Origin of the sequence: Kitasatospora sp. NPDC056181 (genome assembly GCF_042266225.1) — a bacterium.
GTDB lineage: Bacteria > Actinomycetota > Actinomycetes > Streptomycetales > Streptomycetaceae > Kitasatospora.
Map to the genome: position 1 here is coordinate 73,930 of NZ_JBHJUK010000008.1, position 18,283 is coordinate 92,212.

Annotated in this window: 14 protein-coding genes; 10 read left to right on the plus strand and 4 right to left on the minus strand. The window is 71.3% G+C overall.

What is annotated here, in order from left to right:
* Positions 1–53 precede the first annotated feature (53 nt).
* From ACFC1F_RS05820 to ACFC1F_RS05835, 4 genes are all read right to left on the minus strand, one after another.
* On the minus strand, positions 54–1,154 hold the full coding sequence (locus ACFC1F_RS05820; RefSeq protein WP_209414037.1) for an ADP-ribosylglycohydrolase family protein: 1,101 nt from the start codon (positions 1,152–1,154) through the stop codon (positions 54–56).
* Between the two features lie 111 nt (positions 1,155–1,265).
* On the minus strand, positions 1,266–2,600 hold the full coding sequence (locus ACFC1F_RS05825; RefSeq protein WP_376155966.1) for a DUF2786 domain-containing protein: 1,335 nt from the start codon (positions 2,598–2,600) through the stop codon (positions 1,266–1,268).
* Positions 2,601–2,720: 120 nt separating this feature from the next.
* The gene (locus tag ACFC1F_RS05830; RefSeq protein ID WP_376155967.1) at positions 2,721–4,364 is read right to left on the minus strand and encodes a transporter; all 1,644 of its coding nucleotides are present in this window, start codon (positions 4,362–4,364) and stop codon (positions 2,721–2,723) included.
* The gene (locus tag ACFC1F_RS05835) at positions 4,361–5,230 is read right to left on the minus strand and encodes an ABC transporter ATP-binding protein (protein WP_376155969.1); all 870 of its coding nucleotides are present in this window, start codon (positions 5,228–5,230) and stop codon (positions 4,361–4,363) included. The genes ACFC1F_RS05830 and ACFC1F_RS05835 overlap by 4 nt, the downstream gene beginning before the upstream one ends.
* Before the next feature lie 244 nt (positions 5,231–5,474).
* Here ACFC1F_RS05835 and ACFC1F_RS05840 point away from each other — a divergent pair, with 244 nt between their 5' ends.
* From ACFC1F_RS05840 to ACFC1F_RS05885, 10 genes are all read left to right on the plus strand, one after another.
* Positions 5,475–6,038, plus strand: coding sequence for a DUF1707 and DUF4190 domain-containing protein (locus tag ACFC1F_RS05840; protein WP_376155971.1), 564 nt, complete (start codon positions 5,475–5,477; stop codon positions 6,036–6,038).
* 279 nt (positions 6,039–6,317) lie between these two features.
* Positions 6,318–7,940 carry a hypothetical protein gene (locus ACFC1F_RS05845; protein WP_376155973.1) on the plus strand — a complete coding sequence of 541 codons (1,623 nt, stop codon included), beginning with the start codon at positions 6,318–6,320 and terminating at the stop codon, positions 7,938–7,940.
* Positions 7,941–7,995: 55 nt separating this feature from the next.
* Positions 7,996–9,600 (plus strand): DUF2142 domain-containing protein, encoded by a 1,605-nt coding sequence (locus tag ACFC1F_RS05850; protein WP_376155975.1) that lies wholly within the window; start codon positions 7,996–7,998, stop codon positions 9,598–9,600.
* Between the two features lie 380 nt (positions 9,601–9,980).
* Positions 9,981–10,352, plus strand: a complete 372-nt coding sequence (rpsL, locus tag ACFC1F_RS05855; RefSeq protein WP_014144289.1) for a 30S ribosomal protein S12 — start codon at positions 9,981–9,983, stop codon at positions 10,350–10,352.
* Positions 10,353–10,354: 2 nt separating this feature from the next.
* Positions 10,355–10,825 carry a 30S ribosomal protein S7 gene (gene rpsG / locus ACFC1F_RS05860; protein ID WP_030055803.1) on the plus strand — a complete coding sequence of 157 codons (471 nt, stop codon included), beginning with the start codon at positions 10,355–10,357 and terminating at the stop codon, positions 10,823–10,825.
* A gap of 39 nt (positions 10,826–10,864) precedes the next feature.
* Positions 10,865–12,970 (plus strand): elongation factor G, encoded by a 2,106-nt coding sequence (gene fusA / locus ACFC1F_RS05865; RefSeq protein WP_376155977.1) that lies wholly within the window; start codon positions 10,865–10,867, stop codon positions 12,968–12,970.
* A gap of 233 nt (positions 12,971–13,203) precedes the next feature.
* Complete coding sequence (gene tuf / locus ACFC1F_RS05870) at positions 13,204–14,397, plus strand: elongation factor Tu (protein ID WP_376155979.1); 1,194 nt, start codon at positions 13,204–13,206, stop codon at positions 14,395–14,397.
* Positions 14,398–14,588: 191 nt separating this feature from the next.
* Positions 14,589–16,673, plus strand: a complete 2,085-nt coding sequence (locus tag ACFC1F_RS05875; protein WP_376155981.1) for a hypothetical protein — start codon at positions 14,589–14,591, stop codon at positions 16,671–16,673.
* 216 nt (positions 16,674–16,889) lie between these two features.
* Positions 16,890–17,849 (plus strand): glycosyltransferase family 2 protein, encoded by a 960-nt coding sequence (locus ACFC1F_RS05880; RefSeq protein WP_376155982.1) that lies wholly within the window; start codon positions 16,890–16,892, stop codon positions 17,847–17,849.
* On the plus strand, positions 17,846–18,280 hold the full coding sequence (locus tag ACFC1F_RS05885; RefSeq protein ID WP_209414053.1) for a GtrA family protein: 435 nt from the start codon (positions 17,846–17,848) through the stop codon (positions 18,278–18,280). The genes ACFC1F_RS05880 and ACFC1F_RS05885 overlap by 4 nt, the downstream gene beginning before the upstream one ends.
* Positions 18,281–18,283: the final 3 nt, after the last annotated feature.

Consider the following 18,283-nt stretch of genomic DNA (forward strand, 5'->3'; position numbering starts at 1 on the left):
ACCGGGCGGGGCGGCGGCCCGTCACCGGGGACGGGCCGCCGGCCGGACCCGGCCTACCAGGCCGGGTAGCGGCCGCCGAGCGCCGGGTGGGCCGGCTCCCGGCTGCCGAACAGCACCAGCAGGTCGTCCGCCACCCGCAGCAGCGTCTCGTTGCCCTCCACCGCCTCGGTCCAGGCGGCCGGGAGGGCGGCCGCGCCGTAGGCCGCGCCGACCAGGTTGCCGCAGACCGCGCCGGTGGAGTCGCTGTCCCCGGAGTGGTTCACCGAGAGCAGCAGCGCCGTCCGGGCCGGGTCCGGCCCGGAGGCGGCGGCCAGCAGGCAGTACACCGCGATGGCCAGGCACTCCTCGGCGATCCAGCCGAGCCCGACCCGCTCCACCGCCTCCGCCGACGGCTCGGACTCCTCGGCCACCCGCACGGCCCGGGCCAGCGCCTGGACGGTCTCCTGGGACGCCGGCCACTCCCGGGTCTGGTCGACGGTCTGCCCGACCGCCGCCCACGGCTCCACGCCGTCCGCCAGCCGCTCCACCAGCGCCGCGAAGGCGCCCGCCGCCAGGTAGCCGGTCGGGTGCCCGTGGGTGAGCTGCGCGCACTGCGCGGCCAGCCCGAAGGACTGCTCGGCGCCCAGCCGGGCCAGCCCGAACGGCGCCGAGCGCATCACCGTGCCGCACCCCTTGGAGTGCGCGTTGATCGGCCCCGGCTGCCCGAACGGCGCCGGCGCCTCGAACTCCGGGTGGTACGACACCCCGCTCAGGCAGGCGTTGCCCGGCGCCCGCCGCGCGTACAGGAACGGCTGCCGCAGCAGCCAGCCGTCGTACGGGCGGGGGAGCGGCTGCTGGTCCGGCGCGCCCTGGCTCTGGGTCAGCAGCCAGCGCCGGTAGGCGCCGTGGACGGCCTCCGGCACCGAGCCGCCGCCGCCGGACCAGCCCCGGACGAAACCGCGGATCAGCCCCTCGGCGGTGAACAGCGTCATCTGGGTGTCGTCCGTGACCTCGGCGATCCGGCCGCCGGACGGCAGCCCGGTCACGCCGGCCGGGCCGCGCTGGTCACGGATCTGGTGCAGCTGCTGGAACTCCACGGGCCAGCCCAGGGCGTCCCCGACGGCCCCGCCGAGCAGCGCCCCGCGCACCCGGTCCTGGTACCCCGACTCCGTCACCGCCACCGTTCCCCCTCAGCTCGTGCCGGAGTCCGTTCTATCAGGCCGGGGCCGCCGCGCCGCCGCTCGCCGGTCCGGGCCGGGCGCCCTCCCGGCCCGGACCCGCGCCGCTCAGGGCCGGATCTGACCGGCCCGGCCGTGCAGCGCGGCCCGGTCGGCGGCGGCGCGGCCGGCCGCCCAGCCCTCGCCGTCGCTCACCCGGACCCGCTGCGAGACCAGCTTCGGGAACATCCGCCCCACCTCGTGGTCCACCGCCTCGGTCCGGGCCGCCAGCGCGGGCAGCAGCCGCTCGTCCGGCACCAGCTGCTCCGCGGTGCCGTCCTCGCGCAGGTGCCGGCCGGCCGCCGCGTCGCTGGTCGCCCGCTCGGTGGCGGCGACCAGCCGCTCGCGGATCCGGGCCGCGTACGCCACCAGGAAGGAGTGCCGGAACGCCTTGGTGCGCGAGGCGCCGTCCAGGTGCTGGCGCGAGCCGGCCTTGTTCATCGCGTGCGTGGCCTGCACCAGCAGCGAGGTGTAGAGCAGCTCGACGCCGTCCAGGTCCGCGTCGAAGCCGATGATGGTGCAGAAGCCGAACTCCTTGGCCCAGACCACCCGGCACCGGTTGGCCGCCGCCACCGCGTCCAGCAGCATCGTCTTCGGGCCCTCGTACGGGTTGTCCACGCCGATCCGCAGCGACGCCGGGGCGTTGCGGTCCGCGCCGGAGACGGCCAGCAGCGCCTCGTCGATGCTGTGTTGGGCCATCAGCTGCTGGGCCTTGGCGGTCAGCGCCTCGGCCTCCTCCGGGTACTCGGTGGACTCCGCCTTCGCCAGCAGCGCCCGGATCCGGGAGAGCATCCGGGGCTCGCCGGACACCGGCCCGGACGACGCCTGGCCGTCGCGGGGCGCGCCCCCGGCCTGGCGGCCGGGAGCTGCCCCCGCCCCGGGCGCCGGGCCGACCGGGGCGATCGGGGGCAGCCGTCCCCAGGACCGCAGCAGCTCCAGCACCGCGGTGGCCAGCGCGAAGCGGTCCAGCCGGTGCCGGTGCGCGAAGGCGGCCAGGTACGCCTCGTCGCCCTGCCACCAGACCTCGGCCTCCAGCTCGCGCAGCTGCTCCTGCCAGCGCCGGTCCAGGGCCGCCGCCGGGTGGCGCCGCCCCTCGGCGGCGATCAGGTCCACCGCGAGCGCCAGGTGGACCGGCTTCAGCTCCCGCCGCACCACCCGGACCAGGTCGGCCGGCCGCCACCCCGCCGACCAGCACCGCCCGACCGCGGTGTCCGCGTGCGCCAGCAGCGCCCGGCTCACCGCCGGCCACTGGGCGGGCGCCGCCGCCAGCAGCGAGGCCCCGGTGTCCAGTGCGAGGTCCAGCCGCTCGTCCGGCGCCGTCAGCACCGCTCCCACCGCCTGCGCCAGCAGCGGTCCGGCGCCGCCGTCCGCACCGGTCTGCTCCTGCTGCCTGCGCTTGCCCACGGTGTCGTCCGCTCTCCTCGTACCCGCCCTGCGGTCAGGACAGCCTCCCGCCCATGATGCCGGAGCGCCCGGCCCCGCGACGGGGACCGGGCGCTCCGGGGGTGCCTGCGGAGGCGGCCGTCAGCGTTCGACGGTCTTGGCGAGGATCTCCGGGATCCGCTCCAGCAGGCGGCCGGCCGCGAGGCGCAGACCGAGGACGGCGACCAGCACGCCGTAGAGCGGGCCGAGCAGGAGGACCGGCCAGGCCGGGCCGTCGGCGATCAGGGCCCACCCCAGGTAGCCGGCCACAGGGGCGCCGAGCAGGGCGGCGCCGAACATCGAGCCGAAGCTGTTCAGCATCACCAGGCCGCTCTGGCCGGGAGCGGCGTTGCGCATCGGGCTGCTGTCGGCCGGCATGGTGTACGGCGTCAGCACGCTGAACACCGCGCCGATCGCGATGCCGCAGCCCAGCAGGGCGAACGCCAGGCCGACGGCCGGTGCCAGGCCGGCCCAGTCGCCGGTGACGGCGGCCAGCGGCACGGCCAGCACGAGGGTCACCGGCACCGCGTACGAGAGCACCGCGTAGGCCCGCCCGCGCAGCTCGTCCCGGGCGTCGGCGGGGGTGAGCAGGGTCGCGGCGACCATCCAGAAGGCCGAGCCGTCCATGCCGAACAGGTTGACCATCTGCAGGCCGAGGAACAGCCCGGTCGCCGCGATCAGGTACACGGTGGACCAGCCCTGGACGACCGAGAGCACGCAGAGCACCACGGTCATCCCGATGCTGGTGAAGACGGCGGCCTTGGCCCGCGGCTCCCGCCAGGCGTACCTGAGGTGACGCTGCATCACCGCGCCGGTCCGGCCCTCGGGCAGGAAGCGCCAGCCGCGGGAGGACTGCACCCCGCGCGCCACCTCCAGGGTGGAGGCGTCCGCGGTGACCATCAGCTGCTGGAGACTGGCCCGCCACCAGCGCAACAGCAGCGCCAGCAGGGCGGCGGTGGAGGCGAGCTGGAGCAGCGCCAGGCCGTAGCGCCCCTCGCCGGCGGTGCGGGCGGCGTCCACCGCGCCGACCGGCGGCACCCAGCGCAGCACCGAGGCGATCGGCGCGAGCGGGCTGAGGTCGACGCCGTGCTCGCCGGGCTTGCCGAAGACGCTCTGCGAGCCGAGGTTGGCGATCTGGACGAGCAGCGCGAAGAGCAGGCCGCCGAAGATCGCGAAGTCCTTGCCGCGCCGGCTGGAGAGCAGCCGGGCGTTGCCGGCCGCGACCGAGCGCGAGAGCGTCACCAGGCAGACCACGGCCAGCGGGACGCCCGCCAGCGCGGCCACCGCGGAGGCGGCGCCGTCCGCGCCGGACAGTGCGGCGCCGGTGAGCAGCACCAGCGCGACCAGCGGCCCGGGCCCGATCATTGCGGCCAGCAACGAGCCGCGCAGCAGCGGCCCGGGGCGCAGCGGCAGCATGGTGAGCCGGGTCGGGTCGGAGCTCTCGTCGCTGGCGAAGAGGAAGAGCGGCAGCGCGGCCCAGCCGATCGCGAGCACGCCGGTCAGCATCACGCCGGCGTCCCCGGCACCGTCGTGGCCGTTGAGCACCGCCATGCCGACGGCGATCAGGGCCGCGAACAGCAGGCCGACCACGGCGCCGATGACGTAGACGGCGGTCCGGCCGGGGCTGCGCCGCAGCCCGTTGCGGAGCAGCCGGAGTTTGAGCGCGACGAGCGCGCGGACCACCGTCCGGCCGTCGGGCACCGGGGTGGGGGCGGCGCGGACGCCGGTGGTCTGGGGGGAGCTCACCGCTGTTCGCCCCCGAGCCGGTCGCCCTCGGGGCGCCCGTCGCCGGCCGGTGCGCCGTCGGTGCGGCCGTTCCCGAGCCAGCCGAGCGCCTGGACGTCGTCCTCCCGGACGCCGATCAGGGACAGGAAGGCCTCGTGCAGGCTGCGCTCGCCGCGGACGGCGTCCAGCGGCCCCTGGGCGATCACCTGGCCGGCGTTGACCACGGCGACCCAGTCGCAGAGCTGTTCGACCAGTTCCATGACGTGGCTGGAGAAGACGACGGTGCAGCCGGCCGCGGCGTACCGCTTGAGCACCCCGCGGATGGTCTGGGCGGAGACCGGGTCGACGCCCTCGAAGGGCTCGTCGAGGAAGAGCACGTCCGGGTTGTGCAGCAGCGCGGCGGCCAGGCCGATCTTCTTGCGCATGCCGGTGGAGTAGTCGGCGACCAGCTTGTCGGCGTCGCCGGCCAGGTCGAGGACGGCCAGCAGCTCCTCGGTCCGGCGGTCCACCTCGGCGCCGGGAAGGCCGCGCAGCCGGCCGTTGTACTGGAGCAGTTCGCGGCCGCTGAGCCGCTCGAACATCCGCAGGCCCTCGGGCAGGATGCCGATCCGGGCCTTGACCGAGACCGGGTCGGCCCAGACGTCGGAGCCGTGGACCAGGACGGTGCCCTGGTCCGGCCGGAGCAGGCCGGTGACCATCGACAGGGTGGTGGTCTTGCCGGCGCCGTTCGGGCCGACCAGCCCGATGAACGCCCCGGCCGGCAGCTCCAGGCTCAGCCCGGCCACCGCGGCCTGGGAGCCGAAGCGCTTCCACAGGCCTTGGATGCTCACGGCCGAGGGGGCGCTGGGGGCGGGTGCGGGGGAGGGCGGCGGCGCTGACGCCTGCATGGTGGCCTTCTCTGCGGTGGTAGGGGTGGTTCGGCGACAGCCTGCCACCGCCGGGACGGGGCTGTCGCCCCCTTAATGATCTTCGGCGCGTCTGGGCCGAACGGGTGACCCAGACGAGGTGTGCGGGCCCCGTTCCGGACGTTCCCGAGTCCGCCGGGAAAAGTGGCAACTACTCAGCGCCCCGGTTCGTCCTGCACTATGAGAGGCAGTGAGCGCGCTGGGCGCCGGGTGTCGGAGGTGGCGGATGGCGGTTCAGCCGTGGGGCGAGCAGAGCCCCGGGTACGGGGCCAGGCCACCGCAGGTGCCCTCCGATCCGTACGCCAGGTCGCGCCCGCCCGCGCAGGTGCACCAGTCGCAGATGCGGGCGGCGCACACGGACCGGGACCGCACGGTCGACGTGCTGAAGGCCGCGTACGCCGAGGGCCGCCTCACCGCCGACGAGTACGGCCAGCGCTTCGACGCGGTGAGCGCCGCGCAGACGTACGGCGAGCTCGCCCGGCTGGTGGCCGACCTGCCGTCCGGCCCGATGATGACGCCGATGACGCCGGTGGGCCAGGTGCCGCCCACCTTCCTGCCGCCGCCCCTGCTGCCCCCGGCACGGCCCACCAACAGCATGGCCGTGACCTCCCTGGTGCTCGGCGTGATCGGGCTCGGGCTGCCCGCGGTGATCACCGGCCACATCGCCAAGAACCAGATCCGCGAGCGCAACGAGGACGGCGACGGGATGGCCACGGTCGGCCTGATCTTCGGCTACCTGGGGTCACTGGCCTGGACCCTGCTGATGCTGGCCGTGGTCGCCGCGGGGTGACCGGGCCGTCGGCGGCCCGGTCGACGGCCGGTCACCTCCGCTGGACGGGTGGGCGACCGAAAGGGCGATCCACAGTGAACTCCTGTGCTATCAAGCCTTAGGATTCCCGGAGCAACTGCCCCGGAGGAACCGCCGGGGGCCTCGCTTCCGCAGCCGGCCGCGGAGCCGCGGGTCCGGAAGCCAGCCGGAGTATTCACCAGCCGAGGGACCAGTCCAGTGACAGTCAGTGCCGAGGACGCCAGCAGGCTCTCCTTGACCGGGGCACGTACCCGAACGGCGGTGTCGACCCGGGGTCATCGCACGGGCGCCGACCGCCGGGCCTCGTCCCCGTTGCTGCTGGCGGGGGAGGCGGTCGTCGCCTTCCTGGCGGCGCTGGTGCTGCCACTGCTGGCCCGCGGCTTCGACCTCGACCCGCTGGACCGGATCGCCCAGGTGAGCGGCCTCGCGGCGCTCCAGTTCCGGTTCGCCCTGATCGGCCTGGCGCTGCTCGCGCTGACCGTCGTCGCGCTGCGGCTCCGGGCCGGCCGCCACTTCGACCTGGTCACCCGTTTCGCCGCCGCCGGTGTGGCCGGCCTCGCCAGCGGCTTCGTCGCGGCGGGTGCCGTCGTCGCACTGCTCGGCACTCCGTGGCCGATGTTCGGCCTCAACGGCGACAGCGGACGAATCGTCGAATGGGCTCACGCGGTCGCGAACGGGCAGCCTTCCGGCTCGCCGGTCTATCCACCGCTGCCGCTCTACACCCTCGGCTACTACGCCGAGTGGTTCCGCGGCGGCAACACCGCGTACGCCTTCAAGGACCTCCAGATCCTCGGCGCGGCCGGGTTCGGCCCGCTGGTGTACCTGGCCTGGCGGATGCTGCTCAGCCCGGTGCGCGCGCTGGCCTTCGGCGTGCTGCCGGCCTTCGCCCTGATCGATGCCTACAAGCCCTACAGCCAGACCGTGCTGGTTCTCCTGGTGCCGGTGCTGGTCGCGCTGGTGGTCGAGCTGCGCAGCAGCGGGACGGCGCCCTGGCGGCCGGTGCTGCTCAAGGCGGCCGGCTTCGGCGCGGCCCTGGGCGTGCTCTTCCTGACCTACTCGGGCTGGTTCCTGTGGAGCGCGGCCGGCGTCGTGGTCGCGGCGCTGCTCTACTTCCCGTGGCGGACGGGCCGGGCCAAGGGCCTGGCCTTCCTCGGTGTCACCGCTGCGACCTTCCTGGCCGTCGCCGGCAGCTACCTGCTCACCATGCTGACCGTGGGGCAGGACACCAAGGACTTCAACTTCCGCTTCGACAACTTCACCGACCCGGCGTACTTCCTGATGTGGCGCACCGACATGCCGGGCAAGGTGGGCGAATGGCCACCGCCGGGCGAGTTCGGCGGCATGGGGCTGTTCGCCGTCGTGATGTTCGTCTGCCTGGGCGCCGCGCTCTGGCTCGGCCTGCGCAAGCCGCTGGTGGTCACCATCTGCTGCATGTTCGCCAGCGCCTGGCTGATGCGCATGTACATCGCCTCGCACATGTACGAGACGCAGACCGTCCAGCTCTACACCCGCACCAACAACCAGCTCCTCTACTGCGGTCTGATCATCTGCGCCCTGGTAGCGCATCTGGTGTCGCTGCGGCTGGCGGAGCGTCGCACGGCGGGCGGCGAGCTCACGCCGGCCGGCGCGAGCACGGCGTCCGGTGAGGCCTTCCCGAACCTGCGGGCCGCGGCCGTCGGCACACTGTTCGCCCTGCTGTTCCTGTTCGGCACGGTCTCCTCGTCGATGGCGGACCGGTACATGCCGGCCAAGGAGAACTCCTACCGGATCCTGCCGTGGGTGTCGCACACGGTGCAGAAGTTGGACGGCAGCTGCCCGAAGTTCGCCCCCGGCGGCACGTGCTCGAAGAACGGTGACCAGTCTTGGTCCAGCATGATCCGGTGACCGGCTCCCGGCCTGTCCCGACCGACCCGAATCCCCCGAGGCCCAGCACCCGATGATGAACGCCCTGAAGCGGCTCGCCGACCGGCTCGCCACGACCCCCGGACGGCTCTGGGCCGTGTCCTTCGCCCTGTTCTTCGTGCTGGGCGGCTCCTGGTCGATGGCCACCCCGATCGGGGCCTCGCCGGACGAGCACGCGCACATCATCAGGGCCGCCGCCGTCGCCCGCGGCCAGATCGAGGGCCGCGAGGTGATGGTCCCGCACGTGGTCGCCGACATCGAGGGCAAGTTCGCCGAGACCGGGGTCATGCTGCCGAAGTTCTACCAGGACCTCAAGGACGTCAACACCTGCTACGTCTTCAAGTCCACGGTCCCGGCCGACTGCGCCCCGAAGCTGAGGGACAACGGGGGCGAGGTGCAGGTGACCACCGCCGCCGGCCGGTACAACCCCGCCTACTACCTGGTCGTCGGCTGGCCCAGCCTCATGGTGTCCGGTGAGGGCGGGATCTACCTGATGCGCCTGATGTCGGCGCTGGTCTGCGCCGCGCTGCTGGCCAGCGCGGTGATCTCGGCCGCCGAGTGGCGCCGGCGCTCCGTCCCGCTGCTCGGCGTGATGGCCGCCGCCACTCCGATGGCCCTGTTCATGTCGGGCATGGTCAACCCCAGCGGCCCGGAGATCGCGGCCGGCGTCCTGGCCTGGAGCGCCGGACTGCCGATACTCATGGTGCCGGACGCGGCGCTGCTCACCCGCCGGCTGGGCCGGCTGGGCATCGGTGCGATCGTGCTGATCAGCATCCGGCCGCTGGGCCTGATCTGGTTCGCCGGCGCGCTCTTCTTCGCCCTGCTGCTGCAGGAGCGCGGAGCCCTGCGCCAGGTGCTGCGCCGCCGCTCGGCCTGGCTCTGGGGCACCGCCATCGCCGCCGCCACGGTCGGCGCGATGGCCTGGGCCTCCCAGCACCCCGACCACTCCGTCATCGCGACGCCGGACGACCTGACCGCGCTGAAGGCGGCCCGGATCACCTTCGACAACACCCTCATCTGGGTCCACCAGATGATCGGCCTGTTCGGCTGGCTCGACGCCCCGTCGCCGGCCGCGACATTGCTGCTCTGGAGCGGGATCGTGGTGATGCTGGGCCTGCTCGCGCTCTGCTTCGCCCGCTTCCGCGAGGCGCTGGCGATCGTGGGCGCGCTGATCGGCATCGTCGTGATCCCGGTGGCCGCCCAGGCCAATCAGGCGAGCACGCTCGGCCTGATCTGGCAGGGCCGCTACCTGCTGCCCTTCTCGGTGGGCCTGCCGATCATGGCCACCGTGATCCTGGCCCGGCAGTCCTGGCGGCCGGGGATGCCGTGGCGCCGGCTGCTGCTGCTCTCCGCCTTCGCGCTCGCGTTCGCGAACGTGGCGGCCTTCGTCTGGGCGCTGCGCCGCAACGCCGTCGGCACCACCGGATCGTTCTTCCTCCACCCGGCGATGTGGGCGCCGCCCGGTGGCTGGCCGCTCTGGGTGGGCGTCTACACGGCGGCGGCCCTGGTCCTGGCCCTGCTGGTGGTGGTCACCGACCGGGAGGAGCCCCCGCAGCGACCGGTGGCGGGGGAGGAGTCACGCGGTCACCGGGCCGGGCGCGGGCGGCACCGTCCGCTCGCGGCGACACCGGCGGACGCGTAGGGTCGGGAGTGCGGACATTCCGGATGTGTGGTAGAGGGGCCGGGAGCTCCCCGGCACCCCGGCCGTACTTCCGTCCCGACGGCCACGACCTGCGGCGTTGCATTTGTTTTGACCGAGCCCGATGCGCTAGGTACGCTCTGACCTTGTGCCTGGGGTGTCCCCGGGTCCTTGTGCGTGCATGCACACCGGTCGCCGCGCCAAGCCGGAGCGCCTTTTCGGCGCGCCGCGCGTGAGCGCCGTCGCTGTACAGCAGCCCATGGGATTCCGTGCCGGAATAAACCCAACACACCCGACCGCGTGGGTCGACCACGGGGCCGTGTGCGACGGGAACACCGCAGGTTAGTTCCACCAAGCCTTGGCACACAGAAAACGGAGAAACGGTGCCTACGATCCAGCAGCTGGTCCGAAAGGGCCGGCAGGACAAGGTCGAGAAGAACAAGACTCCCGCGCTGAAGGGTTCCCCGCAGCGCCGTGGGGTCTGCACGCGTGTGTACACGACCACCCCGAAGAAGCCGAACTCGGCGCTTCGCAAGGTCGCCCGTGTGCGCCTCACCAGCGGGATCGAGGTCACCGCTTACATCCCGGGCGAGGGCCACAACCTGCAGGAGCACTCCATCGTGCTGGTCCGCGGTGGTCGTGTGAAGGACCTTCCTGGTGTCCGCTACAAGATCATCCGCGGTTCGCTTGACACCCAGGGTGTCAAGAACCGCAAGCAGGCCCGCAGCCGCTACGGCGCCAAGAAGGAGAAGTAAGAATGCCTCGTAAGGGCCCCGCCCCGAAGCGCCCGGTCATCATCGACCCGGTTTACGGCTCCCCGGTCGTCACCCAGCTGGTCAACAAGATCCTGCTGCACGGCAAGCGCTCCACCGCCGAGCGGATCGTCTACGGCGCCCTCGAGGGCGTCCGTGAGAAGACCGGCTCCGACCCCGTCGTGACGCTGAAGCGCGCGCTGGAGAACGTCAAGCCGGCCCTCGAGGTCAAGTCCCGCCGTGTCGGTGGCGCGACCTACCAGGTTCCGGTCGAGGTCCGTCCGGGCCGCGCCAGCACCCTGGCGCTGCGCTGGATGGTCGGTTACTCCCGCGCCCGTCGCGAGAAGACCATGACCGAGCGCCTGATGAACGAGATCCTCGACGCCAGCAACGGCCTGGGCGCTTCCGTGAAGCGTCGCGAGGACACTCACAAGATGGCCGAGTCCAACAAGGCCTTCGCGCACTACCGCTGGTAGTCCCTACCCCGTCACTAGACAGAGAGAGAACGAGCCACCATGGCTGCAACCTCCCTTGACCTCGCCAGGGTCCGCAACATCGGGATCATGGCGCACATCGACGCGGGCAAGACCACCACCACCGAGCGGATCCTGTTCTACACCGGTGTCTCGTACAAGATCGGTGAGGTCCACGATGGCGCTGCCACCATGGACTGGATGGAGCAGGAGCAGGAGCGCGGCATCACGATCACGTCGGCCGCGACGACCTGTCACTGGACGCTCGACGGCGTCGACAACACCATCAACATCATCGACACCCCGGGTCACGTCGACTTCACCGTCGAGGTGGAGCGTTCGCTGCGCGTCCTCGACGGTGCCGTCACGGTGTTCGACGGTGTCGCCGGTGTCGAGCCCCAGTCCGAGACCGTGTGGCGGCAGGCTGACCGCTACGGCGTCCCGCGCATCTGCTTCATCAACAAGCTGGACCGCACGGGCGCGAACTTCTTCTTCTGCGTCGACACCATCGTGGAGCGCCTCGGCGCGACCCCGCTGGTGATGCAGCTCCCGATCGGTGCCGAGTCGGACTTCCAGGGCGTTGTCGACCTGGTCCGCATGAAGGCGCTGGTCTGGACGGCCGAGGCCGCCAAGGGCGAGATGTACGACATCGTCGACATCCCGGCCGAGCTGGCCGACCAGGCCGCGGAGTACCGCGAGAAGCTGCTGGACACCGTGTCGACCGTCAGCGACGAGGTGATGGAGCTCGCCATGGAGGGCGAGGACGTCCCCCAGGAGCTGCTGATCGCCGCGATCCGCAAGGGCACGCTGAACTCGGACTTCACGCCGATCTTCTGCGGCACCGCCTTCAAGAACAAGGGCGTTCAGCCCCTGCTCGACGCGGTCGTCAACTACCTCCCGTCGCCGCTGGACATCGAGTCCATCGAGGGCACCAAGCCCGGCGACGACACGGTCAAGATCTCCCGCAAGGCGTCGGACGACGAGCCGCTCGCGGCTCTGGCGTTCAAGATCATGTCCGACCCGCACCTGGGCAAGCTCACCTTCGTCCGGATCTACTCCGGGCGCCTTGAGGCCGGCACCGCCGTCCTCAACGCGGTGAAGGGCCGCAAGGAGCGCATCGGCAAGATCTACCGCATGCACGCGAACAAGCGTGAGGAGATCGACTCGGTGGGCGCCGGCGACATCGTCGCCGTCATGGGTCTCAAGCAGACCACCACCGGCGAGACCCTGAGCGACGAGAAGCACCCGGTCATCCTGGAGTCCATGGACTTCCCGGCCCCGGTCATCCGCGTCGCGATCGAGCCGAAGTCCAAGGGCGACCAGGAGCGGCTCGGTACCGCCATCCAGCGCCTGGCCGAGGAGGACCCGTCCTTCCAGGTCAACACGGACGAGGAGACCGGCCAGACCATCATCGCGGGTATGGGCGAGCTGCACCTCGAGGTGCTGGTCGACCGTATGAAGCGTGAGTTCAAGGTCGAGGCCAACGTCGGCAAGCCGCAGGTCGCGTACCGCGAGACGATCCGCAAGGCCGTCGAGCGTATCGACTTCACGCACAAGAAGCAGACCGGTGGCTCCGGCCAGTTCGCGAAGATCCAGATCGCGATCGAGCCGATCGAGTCCGGCGAGGGCTACGAGTTCGTGAACAAGGTCACCGGTGGCCGCGTGCCGAAGGAGTACATCCCTTCGGTCGACGCCGGCTGCCAGGAGGCCATGGAGTTCGGCGTGCTCGCCGGCTACCCGCTCCAGGGTGTCCGCGTCACGCTGCTCGACGGTGCCTCGCACGACGTCGACTCCTCCGAGCTCGCGTTCAAGATCGCCGGCTCGATGGCCTTCAAGGAGGGCGCTCGCAAGGCGTCCCCGACCCTGCTCGAGCCGATGATGGCCGTCGAGGTCACCACGCCCGAGGACTACATGGGCGATGTGATCGGCGACATCAACTCTCGTCGTGGCCAGATCCGGTCCATGGACGAGCGCTACGGTGCCCGCGTCGTTTCGGCGCTGGTGCCGCTCTCCGAGATGTTCGGCTACGTCGGTGACCTGCGCAGCAAGACCTCTGGTCGCGCGAGCTACTCGATGCAGTTCGACTCGTACGCCGAGGTTCCGCGGAACGTGGCGGACGACATCATCGCCAAGGCCAAGGGCGAGTAAGGACCGGCACCTGCCGGCTCTTGCTTGAGACCGCAGTACGTCCCGACATTCGGGACGATTGCGAACCCTTAGGCTATTAGGAGGCAACCCGGGGGAATCCGGCCGGATTCCCCCGGGCATCTCCGCCCCCACCCGCGGGACGGCATGGGCTGCTTCGGCATCCCGTACCCAAACCCGATCAAAGACCAACTGACGTCAGCACGGCGTACAGAACTGTCCTCAGGAGGACTGCAGTGGCGAAGGCGAAGTTCGAGCGGACGAAGCCCCACGTCAACATCGGCACCATCGGTCACATCGACCACGGTAAGACGACCCTTACCGCGGCCATCACCAAGGTGCTGCACGACGCGTACCCGGAGATCAACCCCTTCACGCCGTTCGACCAGATCGACAAGGCGCCGGAGGAGCGGCAGCGCGGTATCACCATCTCGATCGCGCACGTCGAGTACCAGACCGAGGCGCGTCACTACGCCCACGTCGACTGCCCGGGTCACGCGGACTACATCAAGAACATGATCACCGGTGCGGCCCAGATGGACGGTGCGATCCTCGTCGTCGCCGCCACCGACGGCCCGATGCCGCAGACCAAGGAGCACGTCCTCCTGGCCCGCCAGGTCGGCGTCCCCTACATCGTCGTCGCCCTGAACAAGGCCGACATGGTGGACGACGAGGAGATCCTGGAGCTCGTCGAGCTCGAGGTCCGTGAGCTCCTCTCCGAGTACGAGTTCCCGGGCGACGACCTGCCGGTCGTCCGCGTCTCCGCGCTGAAGGCGCTGGAGGGCGACAAGGAGTGGGGCGAGAAGCTCCTCGGCCTGATGCACGCGGTCGACGAGGCCATCCCGACCCCGGCCCGCGCCGTGGACCAGCCGTTCCTGATGCCGATCGAGGACGTCTTCACGATCACCGGTCGTGGCACCGTCGTCACCGGTCGCATCGAGCGCGGCATCCTGAAGGTCAACGAGACCGTCGACATCATCGGCATCAAGGACACCAAGACCACCACCACGGTCACCGGTATCGAGATGTTCCGCAAGCTGCTCGACGAGGGCCAGGCCGGTGAGAACGTCGGTCTGCTCCTCCGTGGCATCAAGCGCGAGGACGTCGAGCGCGGCCAGGTCATCATCAAGCCCGGTTCGGTCACCCCGCACACCGAGTTCGAGGCCCAGTCGTACATCCTGTCGAAGGACGAGGGTGGCCGTCACACCCCGTTCTTCAACAACTACCGCCCGCAGTTCTACTTCCGTACCACGGACGTGACCGGCGTCGTGACCCTCCCCGAGGGCACCGAGATGGTCATGCCGGGCGACAACACCGCCATGACGGTCGTGCTGATCCAGCCGATCGCCATGGAGGAGGGCCTCAAGTTCGCCATCCGTGAGGGTGGCCGCACCGTGGGCGCCGGCCAGGTCACCAAGATCCTCAAGTAATTGACGATCTGACACTTGACCCCTGGTCAAGGAGGGCTTGGCGGAGATCGCATGATCTCCGCCAAGCCCTCTGTCTTTGGGCAAAAACCGCTTGCTCTATGATCGCTGGGTATTGCCGGAGTAAAGGTGGGCACCGTGCGTGCCCGAATAAGGGATGGGGTTTCAGGGTCTCGATGGAAAGACTCCGCACCATGGCGGCCACGCTCTCCTCTCCCGAGGAGCCGGAACCGGGCGGTGCGTCCGGGCCGGTGGAACCGGGCGGCGGGTCCGGGTCCGTGGAACCCCCCGCCGGAAAAACGCCCCGTAGCCTCCCCGTCCTCGCCGGCGCCCTCGCGGCCTCGTGGCTGCTGCCCGCCGCGCTGATCGCCACCGGCCTGGGCATCCTGGTGCTGCCGCTGCTGGTGGTGGCGGTCGCCTCCCTGATGCGGGTGGGCGGCGTGCTGCTCGACCGGCTGTTCGCGGCGGCCCTGACCGTCGCCGGCGGGGTGCTGGTCCTCGGCCTGGCGTTCTCGCTCTGGCCGTGGGGGCTGGCCCCGATCCCCACCTCGGGCGCGCTCCTCACCGTCGTGACGCTGACCGGCTGGCTGAGCCGCCGGGCGCCGCGGCTGCCGTTGCGGTTCCGGCCCTCCGACCTGCTGGTGCTCGGCACCACCTACGTTCTCTGGCACTACCTGCACAAGCCCCTGGTGGGCAAGGGGAAGGGCTGGCGGCTGGAGTTCCTCACCACCGCCGAGGACCGGCTGAACCACTTCTCGTACTTCGTCGGCATCGAGCACGTCGGCGGTTACAACTTCCTGCACCAGGAGGCCGCCAAGGCCTACATGATGTCGCCGGCCGAGGCGGTGTACCCGCAGGGTTCGCACTTCCTGCTGGCCTGGGTCGACTCGCTGGTCCGCTCGTCCTCGGACCTCGGGTCGACGCTCGACACCATGAACCGCTACCTGATCTACATCCTGGTCGCCTACGCCCTGCTGGGCACGGCGCTGGTGTGGGCGGCCCGCTGGATCGGCGGACCGCGACTGCGCGGCTGGCGCACCGCGGCGGTCTGCGGGACGGTCGCGGCGCTGGTGTTCTCCAGCAACTACACCGACCTCGTCACGCACGGCTTCGACTCGACGATCATCGGCCTGCTGATGGTGGCCGTCCTGGTCGCCTTCCTGGTGCGGCCCGCCATGCGGACGCCCGAGTTCCTGCTGATCGCCGGGCTCGGCCTGATCACCGTCACCTACGTCTACAACCTCTTCGGTGCCGTCGCGGGAATCGCCGTCGTGGCGACGCTCGTCGTGCACCGCAGGAGGTTCCGTCGCAAGGCCTGGCTCCTCTACGGCCTGGCCGGCGTGGTCACCCTGGGCCTGGCCGGACTGCCCAGCGTGGTCTCCGTGCTCTCCAAGCTCGACGTGGCCAGTACCTCCAACCTGGGCGGCCCGAGCGTCGGGGCGGACCGGACGATCCTCGTCGGCGGCCTCCTGCTGGCGCTGCTCGCCGCGGCCGCGCCGACCAACCGCCGGACCGGGACCGGCCAGGCCCACCTGGCCCTCGTCCTCGGCTCCGGCCTGGTCATCGCCGGCTTCGCCTGGTGGCAGATGCGCACGATCGGCCACGTGTCGTACTACTTCGAGAAGCTCGCGGGCACCGGTGTGGTGATCGCCCTGGTCTCGCTCGGTGCGGTCGGACCGCTGCTGCGGACGACGTCGCCGGCCCGGGTGGGCGTGCTGCAGCGCAGGGCGGGCGACGCCGTCCTCTCGGTGCTCTCGGTGGCGACCGCGCTCAGCCTCTTCGCCGGGGTCCAGTGGGGCATGGAGTCGTTCAAGGCCGCGCCCACGGCCTGGTACAACAACTCGCTGATGGCCTGGAGTCGCGGTGAGTCCTGGAGCGACATCGGCCCCCGCAACGGTGCCACGGTGATGGAGGACCTCGACGGCATCTCCGGCCCGATGATGGTCCTCTACTCCAACGACGACTACAAGAACCTCAAGTCGACGTGGATCGCCACCCTGCTGCGTAACCGCGGCGGCGACATGCTCCCGCTGTACGAGACCCACTGGGTGAACATCGGCGCCGCCGAGCGTCCGGCGGCGGAGTACGAGGCGGCCCTGGCCCACGTGAAGAAGGCCGCCGAGAAGCTGGGCGAGCCGATGACCGTCGTGGTCGCCGACCCGGCCACCGGCGACCGGATGCGCAAGGACCTCGCCGGTTCGACGCCGCGGATCACCGTGGTGGCCAAGCCCGGCAACAACTGGGTCCACTCGTGGCACCGCAGCTTCCCCGGGGACTGATCCACGGCCCGGGGGCACCGGGCCGATGACTGCGAGCGCGGGGCGCCGCCCGTCCGACGGGGGGTGCCCCGCCGCCGTGTCCGGCCGGTGCCGGCGGGCCCCGCAGCGGGCGCCGCGATGCGCTAATCCCCTGCTCATCGATCTCATAGGGGGCTCACGACCAACTGCTATTGTCGGCCGTAATCCAGCCCCCCCAGCGGAAAGCGGGACCAACTCATGTCGAGGGCACCGCAGTTGTCGGTCGTCATGCCGATCTACAACGAGCAGGAGGCGCTTCCGCTGACCGTCGAGCGGCTGCGGCCGATCCTGGACGGGCTCGGGGTCGACTACGAGGTCGTCGGCGTGGACGACGGCAGCACCGACGCCACCCCGGTGCTGATGCAGAAGATCCGGCAGGACTGGCCGCAGTTCCGGATCATCCGGTTCTCCCGCAACTCCGGGCACCAGGCGGCGCTCAAGGCCGGCCTCCACCGGGCGTTCGGCGACTACGTGGTGAGCATCGACGCGGACCTGCAGGACCCGCCGGAGAAGATCCCGGAGATGCTGGCGCTCGCCCGCGAGGAGAACCTCGACATCGTCTACGGGGTGCGCGGGGACCGCGGGACGGACAGCTCCTTCAAGCGGCGCACCGCCGGCGCCTACTACTGGCTGATGCGCAAGCTGGTCGGCAAGCGGATGCCCAACCAGGCCGGCGACTACCGGCTGCTCAGCCGGGCGGCGGTGGACGCGCTCAAGGCGCTGCCCGAACACCAGCCCGTCTACCGGCTGCTGGTGCCGTGGCTCGGCTTCCCCAGCGGCGAGGTGGTCTACGTCCGGGAGGAGCGGGTCGCCGGCGCCACCCACTACCCGCTGACCAAGATGGTGCGGCTGGCGCTCGACAGCATCACCAACTTCTCGGCCGCCCCGCTGCGGCTGGCCACCTGGCTCGGGATGCTGAGCTTCCTGGTCTGCATCTGCCTGGCGATCTACACCACCATCGCGTACGCGATGGGCTCGACGGTGCCCGGCTGGTCCTCGCTGTTCATCGGGATGCTCTTCATCGGCGCCGTCCAGCTCTGCTGCGTCGGCATGCTCGGCGAGTACGTCGGGCGGATCTACTCGGCCGTCCAGGCCCGTCCGGCGTACTTCGTCGGCTACGACTCGGCCGAGGACGAACGGGAGGGAAAGACCCGATGACCTTCACCGGCGAACCGGTCCGTCCGCCGGAGGAGGGCCGGAGCACCCGGCGCCAGCTGCCGTCCTTCCTGGTCATCGGTGTTCTGAGCACGGTCTTCTACCTGCTGCTGTTCGCGGGCGTCCGCCTCTTCACCGGTGCGCAGGCCGCCAACCTGGTCGCGCTCGCGGTGAGCGCGGTCGCCAACACCGCGGCCAACCGCCGCTTCACCTTCGGGGTCACCGGCAGCGAGGGCGCGCTGCGCGACCAACTCCAGGGCGCGGTGGCCTTCCTGATCGGTCTCGGGCTCAGCAGCGGCGCGCTCGCCCTGCTGGCCGTGCTGGTGCCGGACGCCTCCCGGCCGGTCGAGGTGGCCGGGCTGGTGGTGGCCAACGGACTCGCTACCGTCGCCAGGTTCCTGCTGCTGAAGGTCTGGGTCTTCCGCGGTCGCTGAGCC